This is a genomic window from Janthinobacterium sp. HH102 (assembly GCF_001758625.2).
In the GTDB taxonomy this organism is placed as follows: domain Bacteria; phylum Pseudomonadota; class Gammaproteobacteria; order Burkholderiales; family Burkholderiaceae_D; genus Janthinobacterium.
Genome location: NZ_CP062062.1, coordinates 1 through 14,472 on the forward strand (window position 1 = coordinate 1; position 14,472 = coordinate 14,472).

At 58.9% G+C, this 14,472-nt stretch carries 10 protein-coding genes; 7 read left to right on the forward strand and 3 right to left on the reverse strand.

The window, feature by feature from the left end; translation table 11 throughout:
- The 4 genes from dnaA (at position 1) to JAB4_RS00020 (ending at position 6,984) form a co-directional block, all read left to right on the forward strand.
- Positions 1-1,395 carry a chromosomal replication initiator protein DnaA gene (gene dnaA, locus JAB4_RS00005; protein ID WP_070224767.1) on the forward strand — a complete coding sequence of 465 codons (1,395 nt, stop codon included), beginning with the start codon at positions 1-3 and terminating at the stop codon, positions 1,393-1,395.
- Between the two features lie 274 nt (positions 1,396-1,669).
- Entirely contained in the window at positions 1,670-2,776 is a 1,107-nt protein-coding gene (gene dnaN / locus JAB4_RS00010) for a DNA polymerase III subunit beta (protein WP_034754341.1), read from the forward strand.
- A 152-nt stretch (positions 2,777-2,928) separates the two neighbouring features.
- Complete coding sequence (gene gyrB / locus JAB4_RS00015; protein ID WP_070224768.1) at positions 2,929-5,427, forward strand: DNA topoisomerase (ATP-hydrolyzing) subunit B; 2,499 nt, start codon at positions 2,929-2,931, stop codon at positions 5,425-5,427.
- Positions 5,428-5,652: 225 nt separating this feature from the next.
- A complete protein-coding gene (locus tag JAB4_RS00020) occupies positions 5,653-6,984 on the forward strand; it encodes a hypothetical protein (RefSeq protein ID WP_070308508.1) in 1,332 nt (443 codons plus the stop codon).
- 165 nt (positions 6,985-7,149) lie between these two features.
- On the opposite strand, the gene JAB4_RS00025 is transcribed toward JAB4_RS00020, so the two are convergent.
- Positions 7,150-8,235 (reverse strand): Fic family protein, encoded by a 1,086-nt coding sequence (locus JAB4_RS00025; protein ID WP_343216286.1) that lies wholly within the window; start codon positions 8,233-8,235, stop codon positions 7,150-7,152.
- Between the two features lie 515 nt (positions 8,236-8,750).
- Between JAB4_RS00025 and JAB4_RS00030 the strand changes: the two genes are divergently transcribed.
- On the forward strand, positions 8,751-9,812 hold the full coding sequence (locus JAB4_RS00030; protein ID WP_070224770.1) for a GGDEF domain-containing protein: 1,062 nt from the start codon (positions 8,751-8,753) through the stop codon (positions 9,810-9,812).
- Here JAB4_RS00030 and JAB4_RS00035 read toward each other — a convergent pair.
- The gene (locus JAB4_RS00035) at positions 9,791-10,159 is read right to left on the reverse strand and encodes a hypothetical protein (RefSeq protein ID WP_070224771.1); all 369 of its coding nucleotides are present in this window, start codon (positions 10,157-10,159) and stop codon (positions 9,791-9,793) included. The genes JAB4_RS00030 and JAB4_RS00035 overlap by 22 nt on opposite strands.
- Positions 10,160-10,282: 123 nt before the next feature.
- Here JAB4_RS00035 and JAB4_RS00040 point away from each other — a divergent pair, with 123 nt between their 5' ends.
- Together JAB4_RS00040 and JAB4_RS00045 are read left to right on the forward strand one after the other, a co-directional pair.
- Positions 10,283-11,299, forward strand: a complete 1,017-nt coding sequence (locus JAB4_RS00040) for a hypothetical protein (protein WP_139143769.1) — start codon at positions 10,283-10,285, stop codon at positions 11,297-11,299.
- 162 nt (positions 11,300-11,461) lie between these two features.
- Complete coding sequence (locus JAB4_RS00045) at positions 11,462-12,604, forward strand: AI-2E family transporter (protein ID WP_070224773.1); 1,143 nt, start codon at positions 11,462-11,464, stop codon at positions 12,602-12,604.
- Between the two features lie 10 nt (positions 12,605-12,614).
- Here JAB4_RS00045 and JAB4_RS00050 read toward each other — a convergent pair whose 3' ends face one another.
- Positions 12,615-14,345 (reverse strand): methyl-accepting chemotaxis protein, encoded by a 1,731-nt coding sequence (locus JAB4_RS00050; RefSeq protein ID WP_070224774.1) that lies wholly within the window; start codon positions 14,343-14,345, stop codon positions 12,615-12,617.
- Positions 14,346-14,472: the final 127 nt, after the last annotated feature.

Consider the following 14,472-nt stretch of genomic DNA (forward strand, 5'->3'; position numbering starts at 1 on the left):
ATGGATAATTTCTGGCAGGCCTGTTCCGCGCAGTTGGAACTGGAGCTGACACCGCAACAATTCAGTGCGTGGATCAAACCGCTTATCCCTCTCGATTACGAAGAGGGCAAGCTGCGCATTGCTGCGCCCAATCGCTTCAAGCTCGATTGGGTCAAGACCCAGTTCGCCAGCCGCATCACGGCGCTGGCCATACAGTATTTCGAAGCGCCGACGGAAGTGCAGTTCGTGCTCGACCCGCGCCTGGCCCTGCCGAAAAAGCCAGTCACCGCCAGCACCCCGGCCAGCGATCCGAATGGCGGCGCGCCCAGCGCCCGCCCGGCGGAGCCGCAGCCGAGCGTGCCGGAACTGAGCATCGGCGCCGCGCCGCGCCGCGAGCAGAGCCGCATCAACACCGACCTGACCTTCGACAGCTTCGTGACCGGTAAGGCCAACCAGCTGGCGCGCGCCGCCGCCATCCAGGTGGCGAACAATCCGGGCGTGTCGTATAACCCGCTGTTCTTTTACGGCGGCGTCGGCTTGGGTAAAACCCACTTGATCCACGCCATCGGCAATCAGGTGATGGCCGACAATCCGGGCGCGAAGATACGCTACATCCACGCAGAACAGTACGTTCGCGACGTAGTGACCGCTTACCAGCGCAAGGGTTTCGACGATTTCAAGCACTACTATCACTCGCTCGACATGCTGCTGATCGATGATATCCAGTTCTTTGGCGGCAAGAGCCGCACGCAGGAAGAGTTTTTCTATGCGTTCGAGGCACTGATTGCCGCAAAGAAACAGATCATCATCACCTCGGATACGTATCCGAAGGAAATCACGGGCATGGACGACCGCCTGATTTCGCGCTTCGACTCGGGCCTGACGGTGGCCATCGAACCGCCGGAACTGGAAATGCGCGTGGCGATTCTGTTGAAAAAAGCCAAGCAGGAAGGCGTGACCTTCTCCGACGACGTGGCCTTCTTTGTCGCCAAGCACTTGCGCTCGAACGTGCGCGAACTCGAAGGCGCGCTGCGCAAAATTCTGGCGTACTCGCGTTTCCATGGCAAAGACATCACCATCGATATCGTCAAGGAAGCCTTGAAGGACTTGCTGTCGGTGCAGAACCGCCAGATTTCCGTGGAAAACATCCAGAAAACCGTGGCCGACTTCTTCAATATCAAGGTGGCCGACATGTATTCGAAGCGCCGCCCCGCGAATATCGCCCGGCCGCGCCAGATCGCCATGTACCTGGCCAAGGAATTGACACAGAAGAGCCTGCCGGAAATCGGCGAGCTGTTCGGCGGCCGCGACCACACCACGGTGCTGCATGCCGTGCGCAAGATCGCGCTGGACCGCACCAAGAATCCGGAATGCAACCATGAACTGCATGTACTGGAGCAAACATTGAAAGGCTAAGAACGCCTGACCAAACCTACTGCGCGTCGCGATTCGCAGCCTCCGATGCTCACTGTGCTAAAGCACAGCTCCGCGTCTCGGCCACGACTCACTGCCGCTCGCTACGGTTTTGTCAGGCGTTGCAAGCACGACTGGGCAAGACTGGCTCAAAACGTGCTTTACCCTTATTATCTGGGAGGGCGCCGCAGCCGGTCTGTCGGGGCTCCCTATGGCAAGAATTGTTAAATTAATACGTTAAACGTCGTACTGTTCAACCTATACATTGAGGATAAATATGCAATTGGTCAAAACCACCCGAGATACCCTTCTCCGGCCACTGCAGATCGTGAGCGGTATTGTCGAGCGTCGGCACACTATGCCGATTCTGGCCAATATCCTCATCCGCAAAGACGGTGAAAATGTCTCCTTCCTGTCGACCGACACCGAAGTGCAGATCACCACGCACGCGGAAATCGGTTCCGGCGCGGACGTCACCGGTACCACCGTGGCCGCGCGCAAGCTGCTCGACATTTTGCGCGCCCTGCCCGAATCGGGCGACGTCACGATGACCCTGCTCAACAAGCGCCTGACCGTGCAAACGGGCAAGTCGCGCTTCGCGCTGCAAACCCTGGCGGCGGAAGAGTTTCCAACCGTGCAACAGGCGGAGAGCTACAACGCGTCCGTCACCCTGCCCCAAAAAACGCTGAAGCACCTGTTCAACATGGTGCATTTCTCAATGGCGCAGCAAGACATCCGCTATTACCTGAACGGCTTGCTGCTGGTTCTGGATGGCAATAATGTCATCGCCGTGGCCACCGACGGCCACCGCCTGGCGTTTTGCCAGGTCGCCACCGAGCAGACGTTCGCGCGCCAGGAAGTCATTATTCCGCGCAAGACCATCATCGAACTGCAGCGCCTGCTGGAAGAGAACGATGAGCCGGTGCAACTGGACATCGCCGCCAACCAGGTGAAACTGACCTTTGCCGACATCGAGCTGATCTCGAAGCTGGTGGAAGGCAAGTTCCCCGACTACACGCGCGTGATTCCCAAAGGCTACAAAAACGACTTCACCATCGGCCGCGATGAACTGCTGCGCTCGCTGCAACGTGCCGCCATCATGACCAGCGACAAGTTCAAGGGCGTGCGCTGCATCATCACCCCGGGCAGCATGAAGATCAGCTCGACCAATGCGGACCAGGAAGAAGCCGTCGAAGAGCTGGAAATCGACTACGGCGGCGACTCCGTCGATATCGGCTTCAACGTGACGTATCTGCTGGACGTGCTGAACAACCTGAAATGCGAATACGTCAACATCGCGCTGGGCGACTCGAATTCGTCCGCCCTGATCTCCATCCCGGACAATGCCGACTTTAAATATGTCGTCATGCCGATGCGGATCTAAAGACCACAGCAGTGACGTAGGTCGGATGAGCGCAGCGTCATCCGACATGCTGAGCGCCGTCTGTCGGGTTACGCCGTTCCGGCTAACCCGACCTACGGTCATCAGCCAGCAGCCCCGAATCAATCAGCAATCGTTATTTGAGAAAGCAGTCCATGTCCGAGAATCCACAAGACACCCCGATCCAGGCCAAAACGGAAGAATACGGCGCCTCCTCCATCCAGATCCTGGAAGGCCTGGAAGCCGTACGCAAACGCCCGGGCATGTACATTGGCGACACCTCGGACGGCACCGGCTTGCACCATCTGGTATTCGAAGTGCTGGACAACTCCATCGATGAATCGCTGGCCGGCCACTGCACGGAAATCCACGTCACCATCCACAGCGACAATTCGATCTCGATCACCGACAATGGCCGCGGCGTGCCGACCGGCCTGAAAATGGACGACAAGCACGATCCGAAGCGTTCGGCGGCGGAAATCGTCATGACCGAATTGCACGCGGGCGGCAAGTTCGATCAGAACTCGTATAAAGTCTCGGGCGGTTTGCACGGCGTGGGCGTGTCCTGCGTGAATGGCCTGTCGAAATTGCTGAAACTGACCATCCGCCGCGACGGCAAGGTCCATTACATGGAATTCGTGCGCGGCGTGCCGCAGGACCGCCAGATCGTCATGGTCGGCGACGTCGCCACCTCCCCGATCAAGGTCATCGGCGACACCGACAAACGCGGCACCGACGTGCACTTCTGGGCCGACGAAGAGATTTTCACGCACGTGGAATTCCACTACGAAATCCTGGCCAAGCGCATCCGCGAACTGTCCTTCCTGAACAATGGCGTCAACATCAAGTTGTCCGACCAGCGCACGGGCAAGGAAGAAATCTTCGCTTTCGAAGGCGGCACGCGCGGCTTCGTCGAATACATCAACAAGGCCAAATCGGTCTTGCACCCGACGATTTTCCAGGCTACGGGCGAGCGCCTGTCGGACCAGAATACGAACATCTCGGTCGACGTGTCGATGCAGTGGAACGATGCCTACAATGAACAGGTGTTGTGCTTCACGAATAACATCCCGCAACGCGACGGCGGCACCCACCTGACGGGCCTGCGCGCGGCCATGACGCGCGTGATCAACAAATACATCGATGAACACGAGTTCGCCAAGAAGGCGAAAGTGGAAATCAGCGGCGACGACATGCGCGAAGGCCTGACCTGCGTCCTGTCGGTAAAAGTGCCGGAACCGAAATTCTCGTCGCAGACGAAAGACAAGCTGGTATCGAGCGAAGTGCGCGGTCCTGTCGAAGAGATCGTCGCCAAGACCCTGGCCGATTACCTGCAAGAAAAACCGAATGACGCCAAGATCATTTGCGGCAAGATCGTCGAAGCGGCACGTGCCCGTGAAGCGGCCCGCAAGGCCCGCGACCTGACGCGCCGCAAAGGCATCATGGATGGCCTGGGCCTGTCGGCCAAGCTGGCCGACTGCCAGGAAAAAGACCCCGCCCTGTGCGAACTGTACATCGTCGAGGGTGACTCGGCAGGCGGCTCGGCAAAACAGGGACGCGACCGAAAGTTCCAGGCGATCCTGCCGCTGCGCGGTAAAGTCTTGAACGTGGAAAAAGCCCGTTTCGAAAAAATGCTGTCGTCGGAGCAGATCACCACCCTGATCGCCACCCTCGGCACCTCGATCGGACCGGACGAATTCAACGTCGAGAAGCTGCGCTACCACCGCATCATCATCATGACCGATGCGGACGTCGACGGCGCCCACATTCGTACCCTGCTGCTGACCCTGTTCTACCGCCAGATGCCGCAACTGGTCGAGCGCGGCCACATCTACATCGCGCAACCGCCGCTGTACAAGGTGAAAGCAGGCCGCGACGAGCGCTATCTGAAAGATGACGCCGAGGAAGCGAGCTACATGATGACGGTGGCGCTGAACACGGCCGTGCTGGTGCCGCGCACAGGCGCGGAAGGCATTTCCGGCGACACCCTGACGGAACTGGTGCGCAAGTTCAACCTGTCGAACACCATCATGACGCGTCTGACGCGCGTCATCGACCGCGCCGCCCTGACGGCCATCATGACGGGCGTGCAACTGGACCTGTCGACCCTGGACCTGGCGGAAGCTTCCGCCCTGGCCCTGCAGACGGCCATCAACGACAGCGCCGTGAAAGTGCATGTGCGTTCCGACGACTTGTCGGAAAAACACATGCTGCGCATCGAGCGCATGCACCACGGCAACATCAAAGTCAGCGCCATCGACGCCGACTTCGTGCAAGGCCCGGACTACGCCGTGCTGAGCAGCGGCGCCGCCACCTTCGAAGGCCTGATCGGCGAAGGCGCGTTTGTCCGCCGCGGCGAAGGCGAGCGCATGAAGGAAATCGCCGTGGTCGACTTCCACCAAGCCATGCAATGGCTGCGCGACGAAGCCGAACGCACGGTCTCGAAACAGCGCTACAAAGGTCTGGGCGAAATGAACCCGGACCAGCTGTGGGAAACGACGATGGACCCGACCGTGCGCCGCCTGTTGAAAGTGCAAATCGAAGACGCCATTGCGGCGGATCAGATCTTCACGACCCTGATGGGCGACGACGTGGAACCACGCCGCGCCTTCATCGAAAATAATGCATTGCGAGCGGGCAATATCGACGTGTAACTGCGACTTGTAGCAGAACCCATAATCTGAGATTTTGAGACGCAACCATTGAGATTTTTATTCAACGGGGCGTCTCGATAACGCGTGTGGCCCGCACCATAATTGATAAAAAAGCCCTCGAATTTTGATTCGTGGGCTTTTTCGTTTCCAGGTAGCTTCTTGTTGCGTGCGGCCGGAGACTCAGGTCGTGATTTTCGGTGACTGAATATCAAAGGACGAAAAATAATGACATCTAAAAAAGAAGGATTTTTAGTCTACTTTGACGAGGCTCGACTCGAACAAGTACTTGATAAAGGATCTTCTGGTATTCCTACTACGTTTTCAGATGCATTGAGCATTCGCGACTGGAGTGTCGGCAAAGTTTGCGTCGCGTTGCTCGGTTTTTCGGAGTCAACCATTGACTATATTTGTCTAGCTAAACGAGGCAAGACGGTTGTCACTGCAAAACAGCGCGTCGAGTTCACTTCGTTTGTTGGCCTGGAAGGTATCCAAGTCTCAGATATCACCGCCCGGTTGGGTGCAGGAATAAAATCACATTTTATTCGCGCATCTAGTGGTGTGGGGGGCGCGTTTCCGACAGCCACATGGCATTCCTTGATCATTGCGCTTAAAGAACTTCGTCCACATATTGCGGCTGAAATCGACAGAGTTTTATCTCTTCAGCGTCTTTCGGGGGTGCGACTCAGCGGTCCATCTGCTGAGGTCGCGTTGCAGGAGCGAGAGGCTATTGGTATCTCGCTAGATATATTTTCTGGCGGCACCGGACTGCGTGAAGAAGTGCTGAGTCAGTGGGCGCCTGTTGAAACGGATGTCGTCCTGAACGCTGACGGCGAAACTGGTACCTTAAAGCCCGCTGACGAATCGTCATTCTTACTCGGGCTGCCTAGTCGGTATATACAGGAGGAGTCCGCACTTCAACACGATCTTATGAACTGGCAAGGGGCCACAGCGCTGCATCAACTCGGCGGTTCCACCTTTAATCTGGGTGATCGACGACTGGATGTTGTTTACGCGAATCGCAATTCATTGGAAACGACGATGGGGGTAGACCTGATCTACTACAACTCCATTTTTGACATGTTCACTCTCGTTCAATACAAGTTAATGCGAGATGAAAATGGGGAAATGGTGTATCGCCAGGATAGTAATATCCATGCAGAATTGGATCGAATGGACCAATTTTATATATCAACGAAAGTTCAAAGCACTGCATCGCAACACAAACATTTTCGTCTAAATGATGACGGATTTTTTTTCAAATTCGTACCAAATCGTGGGATTCAGGCAGCCACGGGAGAGCTTGTAAAAGGTATGTATTGCTCCCGGGAGTATGTTCGCTTTTTGCTCGGACCAGGTGGGCCAAAGGGGCCACAAAATGGGACACGCATTTCGTTTAAGGGAGCTCCGCGCTACTTAACGAATTCTCAATTTTCGGATCACGTGCATGGCGGATGGCTTGGCAGTAGAAGCGACCAATCAAAGGCCATTTTCGAGATGGTGCAGACTCACCTGAGCACTGGCAGAGCGGTCGTCGTCTCCCGTGAAACACGACGCTAGATCGGTCAGAGAGACGGATTCACAGGGAGACGAGGTCTGGTCCGCCATTACGACACGATCTCAGCCATGCCGATATCCAAACCTCTGCGCAATCTCAGCGACAATGCATCATAGCGCAGCACGTCGCTGGGTTTCAGAGTTTCTGAATAGTATCTTTGTTATTCATTAGCTTGTTTCCTGATTCAAAATGTTGATGTAAGCACCGTAGGCATACACGCGGTTACGTTTTTGGCCGGTCACTTCCTGCACCATACCCAGCGTACCTGCCATGGCATCGAGTGCCTTGCCCACCGTCGCGGCGGTCAAGCCGGTGGTCTTGCTCAGGGCGGCAATATTCAAGATGGGGTGCGCAAACAGCGCATCAAGAATTTGCCTGGCCGACCCCGCCAAGCGCCCCAGTTCCGCCAACCGTGCCTTGTCTTGCGCCAGCAACTGCGTCAGCGCCTGGGCCGTGCTGACGGCCTGATTGGCGGTGGCGGCGATGGCATCGGCAAAGAACAGCAGCCATGCTTCCCAGTTGCCGCTGATGCGTACTTGTTGCAGCAAGCTGTAGTAGGTTTCACGATGCTGTTTGAAAAACACGGAAAGATACAGCAGCGGCTCCTGCAAAATACGGGCGTCAACCAGTATCAGCATGCGGCCGAGGCGGCCATTTCCATCCAGGAAGGGATGGATGGTTTCAAATTGCACATGCGATAGTGCCGCCTTGATGATGGCGGCAGTCGGCTGCGGCACGTCGTTGATGAAGTTTTCCAGTGCCGCCCAGCATTCAGCGAGCTGGTTGGCAGGCGGTGGCACGAACGTTGCCTCGTCGGCGCGATGGCCACCGATCCACACCTGATTGCGGCGAAATTCGCCAGGGCTGCGCTGCACGCCCCTGCCCGACGTCATCAGCACTTTATGCACTTCCGTCAGCAATCGAAAACTGATGGGCTGCCCTTGCCGTATCCGTTCCACCCCCAGCGACATCGCCTTGACATAGCACGAGACCTCTTGCACATCATCGAGCGGTACGCCAGGCTGCCCGTCTATCTCATACAGCATTAGGTCGCTGAGCGACGATTGCGTGCCCTCAATTTGGGAAGACATGACGGCTTCCTTGCGCACATAGCTGTACAGGAACAGCCGTGCATCAGGCAAGAGCGTGCTGATGGCATCGAGTCGCCCCAGCGCGATCAAGGCTTCGTCCAGGCGGCTTTGCAGCTTGCCGTTCAAGTCCAGCGCCGGCACTGGTGGCAGTGGCAAGGGCACAAAGGCCTGGCACGCGACACCGCCGGCAATGGTCGACGTGTAAGTCCCTGTGAGTCCACGTTGCATAGATTCGCTGAAGTTAAAATGAATGGAGGTTTTATTTTAACTTACGGAGAAAAATGAAATAATGAAATCCTTATTTTATGTTGACGCTATCAAGCCGCCTTCGGCAACAGCACTTCCCCAAAGGTTTGCAACACTTGTTCCAACTTGCCGTCCATCATCGCGTTAAGACGCCGACGATGCTGGCGGCGATATCCTGATTGGTCTTGCTACACCAGACGGTTTGCGGCATGGCGTCGGTGTAGCTATGTTGATCGAGCAATAAGCGCACTTCCTTCATACTGTGGCGACACGAAGACACTGGCCGCCGTTTTCCTCGCCCGGATCACCACTGCCCCCAAGAAACCAGTACACTAGTTCCTGAGCGCAACTAATTTTGTACGCGCGTCATGCCGCCTGCCGTTGCCGGGAGGCGCCCCTGCCGCAAGGCGTGTTGTCTCTGGACAAATGCAATGTTCACTTCGCGCAGCCTGTCGCCTGCCTTTTATTACCTGTTCTTTTCAGGAGAACGGGAGCAGCAGCAGCGCTTTTTCAAGGAACTGCATTTCATTTCGATAGCCATCCTGACGTTTGGCCTGGCTTGCTGGCTGGTCACCTTCAGCCTGACCTTGTCGCGCGCGTCGCTCGATCATGCGCAGGCGGCGCTGGGCGTGACGGGCATGCTGGCCGGGCTGCTGCTGACTGTGTATGCGAAGTCCTTGCAGGCCATCATCACCAGCGGCACCATCAGCGTGCTGTTCATCGCTTTCGGCTTTCGCGTGCTGATGCTGGGCACGGAAGACCCCGCTTTCTGGGTATTGCCGCTGGGCGTGATGATCACCCTGACGACGGCGCCCATCTTCAGCGGTATCGCGTATTACCTGGGCGTGTCGCTGTGCGTGTGGGCCATTCTGGGGCTGGGGCAGTTTCCCGTGCATGCGGGCCAGGCCGACCAGCATTGGCCCGTGCTGGCCGTCACCATCAGCGTGATCATCGGTCTGGCGCTGAACATCTATTTTCTCGTCTTGCGCATCCATAACTACCGCGCCCAGCGCGAGCTGGCGACGATGGCCTACAAGGATGGCTTGACCGGACTCAATAACCGGCGCATGTTCACGCAAAGCGCGCGCGCCTTGCAGCGCACGGCGCGCACGCCCGCGTATTTCCTGATGATCGACATCGACGACTTCAAGCAGATCAATGACGTGCATGGCCATGACGTGGGCGACGAAGTGCTGAAAAGGATCGCCGAGGTGATCGCGGGGCTGTCGGGCGAGCACCTGTGCGGCCGCCTGGGCGGCGAGGAATTTGCCGTCATCTACGTGGGTGAAAAGAACGCGGCCTGCGCCTTTGCCGCGCAGCTGGTCGATGCGGTCGAGGCGGCTTTCGTGCCGGAACGCAAGGTGTCCGTCAGCATCGGCATGGCGGAACTGATCAAGGAAGCGGACTTGTCGCACAGCTACCGGCGCGCCGATGAATCCTTGTACCAGGCCAAGAAAAACGGCAAGAACCGCTACGTGTTCAACGCCGCCTGAATACCGCCGTCCGGCGTCGCGTCGAGCAGCGCCAGCAAGGCTTGCGGCGCAATCTTCCATGGATCGCGCTGCTCGGGATCCACCTCGCACCAGCTGTCCTGCGCGCCGATCTTGAGGATGGTCAAGGGAATGTTCTTGCTCTCAAAGAAGGCCAGCATGCGGCGGAGCAGTTGGCTGACCCTGGCATGGTCTTCCAAGTATAAAGAACACGTATAGAAGCAGCCCTTCTCTCCCATGCGTAATTTCCTGGCCGCCCCGACACGCGATTGGAGCACGTACTTGTGCAAGAACTCGGTCACGACCTCATCGTCAACGGGCGTACTGCAGGAAATGGTGATCTTGGCCATGGCAAGCGGGGCAGTGATTCAATAGACTAGCTTAGCAGAAAGCTTTTCATTCCTGAAATGCTAAGATCGCGGCGCGCGCATGTCGGCAAGCCGACCGGCCTGGCGTCTCGACAAGGATAGCCATTGAACACCCCAGGAAAATTCACTCTGCGCATGCTGTCACTGTGCGCCGCCCTGTGCCTGCCGCTTGTCAGCATGGCTCAAGCCGTTTCCGCCGAAGACGCCGCCTTCGTGGCCGCCACCGTGCCTGTCTCCGTGCCATCGCCGCCGCTCAGCCTGAACGAGCATCCACAAATTCGCGCCGGCGTCTTCAAGCTGCTCGGTTATGCGCGCGGCAACTACACGCAGGGCGATACCCTGATCGCGCTCCAGGTACTCGACAGCATGCGTTCGCTGCCAGACATCCAGCGCACCATGCTGCCCGACGGGCGTTCCGTGCTGGCGTCCATCAACCCCGACACACACGGCGCGCAGCGTGCCGCCATGCTGTTCGATCCGCAACGCAAGCTGTTGGCCCTGGGCCTCGTCAACGGTCATTGCCAGGCCGCCATCGGCGATGCCGTGCCCGCCTGCCTGCCGTCCACCCACGCCGTGCTGACGGTGTTTGTACCGCCGGGCGCGGAGGACGAGATGGCCGCGCCGCTGCTCGTGTGGGCGCGGCAACTGCCGCCCATGCTGGCGCAGGCTGCGCCGGAACAGCGGCAAAGTATTGCTGCGGTGGAATACATCACCACTCTTCCCGGCCAGCCCGGCTGGGAGCCGCGCGACGTGCCGCCCGGCTTTCCCCCCAGCTTGCTGCACCTGTTGCTGCCGGACGCGGAATTGAATAGCAGCGCCAGCGGCGGCAAGCTCATTGCACCGGCGGGCCTGGGCGGTTTGCCCATGCGCACGCCTGCGGAAGCGGCCGAGGCCGGTGACGAGCCCCTGCCCGATGCCAGCATCACCCTGCGCAGCTATGCCGATTTCCACTGGGTGCTCAACACCTATGCCAAGCTGGCCAAAGGCGCGCAAGTGCAGGGCCATGACGACAAGGTCGTGTTCACGGGCAGCGATACGAGCGGCCGCTACACGGTGACCTTGCGCGAACCGGGCAAGAAAGACAGCGTGCTCATCACCGTGGCCATCTGGCGGAAAAATTAAGGAAGGCGAACAGGGAAAGCATTGCCATTACGCACAAGAGCATGGCATTTTGGCATTTTGCGGTATGATTTCCGGCCGTGCGGCGCGGCCTCATCCCTGCCTTGCCCACCCTGCCCTTCAAGCCAGCCACGCTTGCGTCGCATCCTGCCCTAAGGAATTCATATGTTCGGTTTTAACTTGCGTGTTGCCAAGATGGTGTGGACGGCGTTCCTCATCGCCTTCCTGCTCTTTCTCACCTACAAGGTCTCGTCGACCCTGATCGTGGTGGTCTTTGCCATCTTCTTCAGCTACCTCGTGTATCCGCTGATCGGACTGCTGGAGCGCCATGGCCCGAAGCGCCTGCCGCGCACGGCCGCCATCGGCATCGTCTTCCTCGTGGTGATCTTGCTGGTGGCGGTGCTGGGGTCCATCTTCGGGTCGCGCATCGAGGAAGAAGCGATCAAGCTCAGCGATCAGCTGCCGACCTTGCTCAAGGGGAATAATTTTGCCGAACGCATCCCATTGCCCGAATTCATGGAGCCCTTGCGCGCGCGCCTGCTGTCCTTCATGCAGACGCAGCTGAGCAGCGGTACGGGACAAGCCATGCCGCTGGCGAAGGAACTGGGCTTGACCGTCATGCATGCGGCCAGCAACCTGATCTATCTGGTGCTGGTGCCCGTGCTGAGCTTTTTGCTGATCAAGGAAGGCCCGGACATGCGCGACGGCTTGCTGTCCCTGCTGAACCGCCCGAACAAGAAACTCTGGGGCGCCATCATCGATGACCTCGACATCCTGCTGTCGCGCTATGTACGCGCCCTGCTGCTGTTGTCGATCGCCACGTTTGTGTCTTACAGCATCGCCTTTTCCCTGATGGGCGTGCCGTACAGCCTGCTGCTGGCCGGCGCGGCCGCCTTGCTGGAATTCATCCCGTTTGCCGGTCCGCTGGCGGCGGCCGTCATCGCCGTGGTCGTGGCCGGTTTCAGCGGCTTCGAGCACGTGTTCTGGCTGATCGGCTTTATCGCCGCCTACCGTTTGTTCCAGGATTACGTGGTCAACCCGTATTTGATGAGCGAAGGCGTGGAAGTGAGCCCGCTGATGGTGATCGTCGGCTTGCTGGCCGGCGACCAGTTGGGTGGCGTGGTCGGCATCTTCCTGTCCGTGCCCGTGATGGCGGCCATCAAGATCGTCTTCGTGCGCGCGCGGGCAGCCTTGCAGGCGCGCCACGATGCACTGGAGAAAGCCGAACAGGCGGCAGAGGAAGCGCGCGCCCAGGCCTTGGCCGAGGCGGCGCTATTGCAGGAACAGGGCAGCAAGGTGGCCCTGTAAGCCCGCTAGATTAAAACTCTTCCCATTCGCCGCTGCTGTCTGCAGCGGGCTTGGCAGCACGTGGCTGGGCCGGAGCGGCTGCCGAGGCAGTACGGCTTGGCGTCAGGCGCAACGCCGGGCGTTTCAAGGCCGTGCTGGCGGCGGCCACGACAGGCTTGCGCAAGGCAGGCTTGGCCGCTGCCGGGCCGCTGTGGTTGGCGTCGAGTTTAAAAATGCTGACCATCTCGGCCAGCGCCGCAGCCTGCTCCTGCATGGATTCCGAAGCGGCTGCCGCTTCTTCCACCAGCGCCGCATTCTGTTGCGTCACGGTATCCATTTCCGCCACAGCTTGATTGATCTGGCCGATGCCCAGTTCCTGCTCGCGGCCGGCGGCGCTGATTTCGCCCATGATGTCCGTCACGCGGCGGATGCTGGACACGATCTCGTCCATCGTCGTGCCCGTCTGGCTGACCAGCGCGCTACCGGCGCCCACGTTTTGTACCGACGCTTCGATCAGCATCTTGATGTCCTTGGCGGCGGAAGCCGAGCGGTGCGCCAGGTTGCGCACTTCCGTGGCGACGACGGCAAAGCCACGGCCTTGCTCGCCGGCGCGGGCCGCTTCCACGGCCGCGTTCAGGGCTAGGATGTTGGTCTGGAAGGCAATGCCGTCGATCACGCCGATGATGTCGGCGATCTTTTTCGACGATTCGCTGATGGTGCCCATGGTGTCGACCACTTGCGCCACCAGTGCGCCGCCTTTCACCGCCACGTCCGAAGCGGAAACGGCCAGCTGGTTGGCCTGGCGCGCATTGTCGGAGTTCTGCTTGACGGTCGAGGTCAGCTCTTCCAGCGACGAGGCCGTTTCTTCCAGGCTCGACGCTTGCTGTTCCGTGCGGCTCGATAAGTCCAGATTGCCCGAGGCGATTTCATTGCTGGCCGTGGCGATGGCACCGCTGCCGTCGCGCACGCCGCGCACGGTGGTCGACAGGCGTTCCTGCATTTTCTGCAAGCCCGTCAGCAAGGCGCCCATCTCGTCGTGGCGCGTGATGACGATGTCGTTGGCCAGGTTGCCGTCGGAAATGGCGCCGAAATGGCGCAGGGCCTGGTCCAGCGGACCAAAGATGGCGCGCAGCAGCAAGAAGCTGGAAATAATCGTCAGCAAGGCGCCCACTATCATGCCGCCGATGGCCATGGTCACCTGGGTGCGGAAGCTGGACTGGCTTTCCGCATACATCTTGGCGGCCGAGCTGGCCTGGTATTGCGTCAAGGTTTCGGCGGCCTGGTCAAGGGTGCGGTACAGCGGCGTCAGCCCTTTCATCATCAAGCCGTCCGCTTGCGCGATGTTGCCTTCACGCAAAGCCTTGCTCATGGTCAGCACGCCATTGTTCATGTAATCGCTGCGCTTCTTGTCCATGTCGTCGGACAGCCGCTTTTCTTCCGCGCTCTGCGGCAAGGCCAGGTACACCTTCCACGACTTGTTGGACGCTTCCAGAAATTGTTCCGCGCGGGCCAGGGTATCCTTGGCATCGGGCGCGTCCGGGTGCACCATCACACGGTCCATCGTGAACCGCGCGCGGCCCAGGGCAATTTGCGATTCGCCGATCGCTTGCGTCGAGGCCAGCTGATTGCTGTAGACCTCGTTGAGGCTGTTGTTGGCCGATTTCAGGCTGATGATGCTCATCACGCCCAGCAAGGCGATCAACACGCCCAGCACACTCATGGTAGCGATCAGACGCATTTTTATTGTTATATTCGACAGCATGCAGTTTTCCTTGGTAAGGGCGCGACCGTGCCACCGCCTGCCGGACGAGATAGCGGCAAACGCCAGATGGGCGGATCACGTGAATTGTTCAGGACAGGTCGATACGGCGTGTGCGGCGGCAGGGGGG

Bases quoted from the DNA above. Each gene is read 5' to 3' on its own strand.
- dnaA (WP_070224767.1), top strand. From the start codon at position 1: ATGGATAATTTCTGGCAGGCCTGTTCCGCGCAGTTGGAACTGGAGCTG.
- dnaN (WP_034754341.1), top strand. From the start codon at position 1,670: ATGCAATTGGTCAAAACCACCCGAGATACCCTTCTCCGGCCACTGCAG.
- gyrB (WP_070224768.1), top strand. From the start codon at position 2,929: ATGTCCGAGAATCCACAAGACACCCCGATCCAGGCCAAAACGGAAGAA.
- JAB4_RS00020 (WP_070308508.1), top strand. From the start codon at position 5,653: ATGACATCTAAAAAAGAAGGATTTTTAGTCTACTTTGACGAGGCTCGA.
- JAB4_RS00030 (WP_070224770.1), top strand. From the start codon at position 8,751: ATGTTCACTTCGCGCAGCCTGTCGCCTGCCTTTTATTACCTGTTCTTT.
- JAB4_RS00035 (WP_070224771.1), bottom strand. From the start codon at position 10,159: ATGGCCAAGATCACCATTTCCTGCAGTACGCCCGTTGACGATGAGGTC.
- JAB4_RS00045 (WP_070224773.1), top strand. From the start codon at position 11,462: ATGTTCGGTTTTAACTTGCGTGTTGCCAAGATGGTGTGGACGGCGTTC.
- JAB4_RS00050 (WP_070224774.1), bottom strand. From the start codon at position 14,345: ATGCTGTCGAATATAACAATAAAAATGCGTCTGATCGCTACCATGAGT.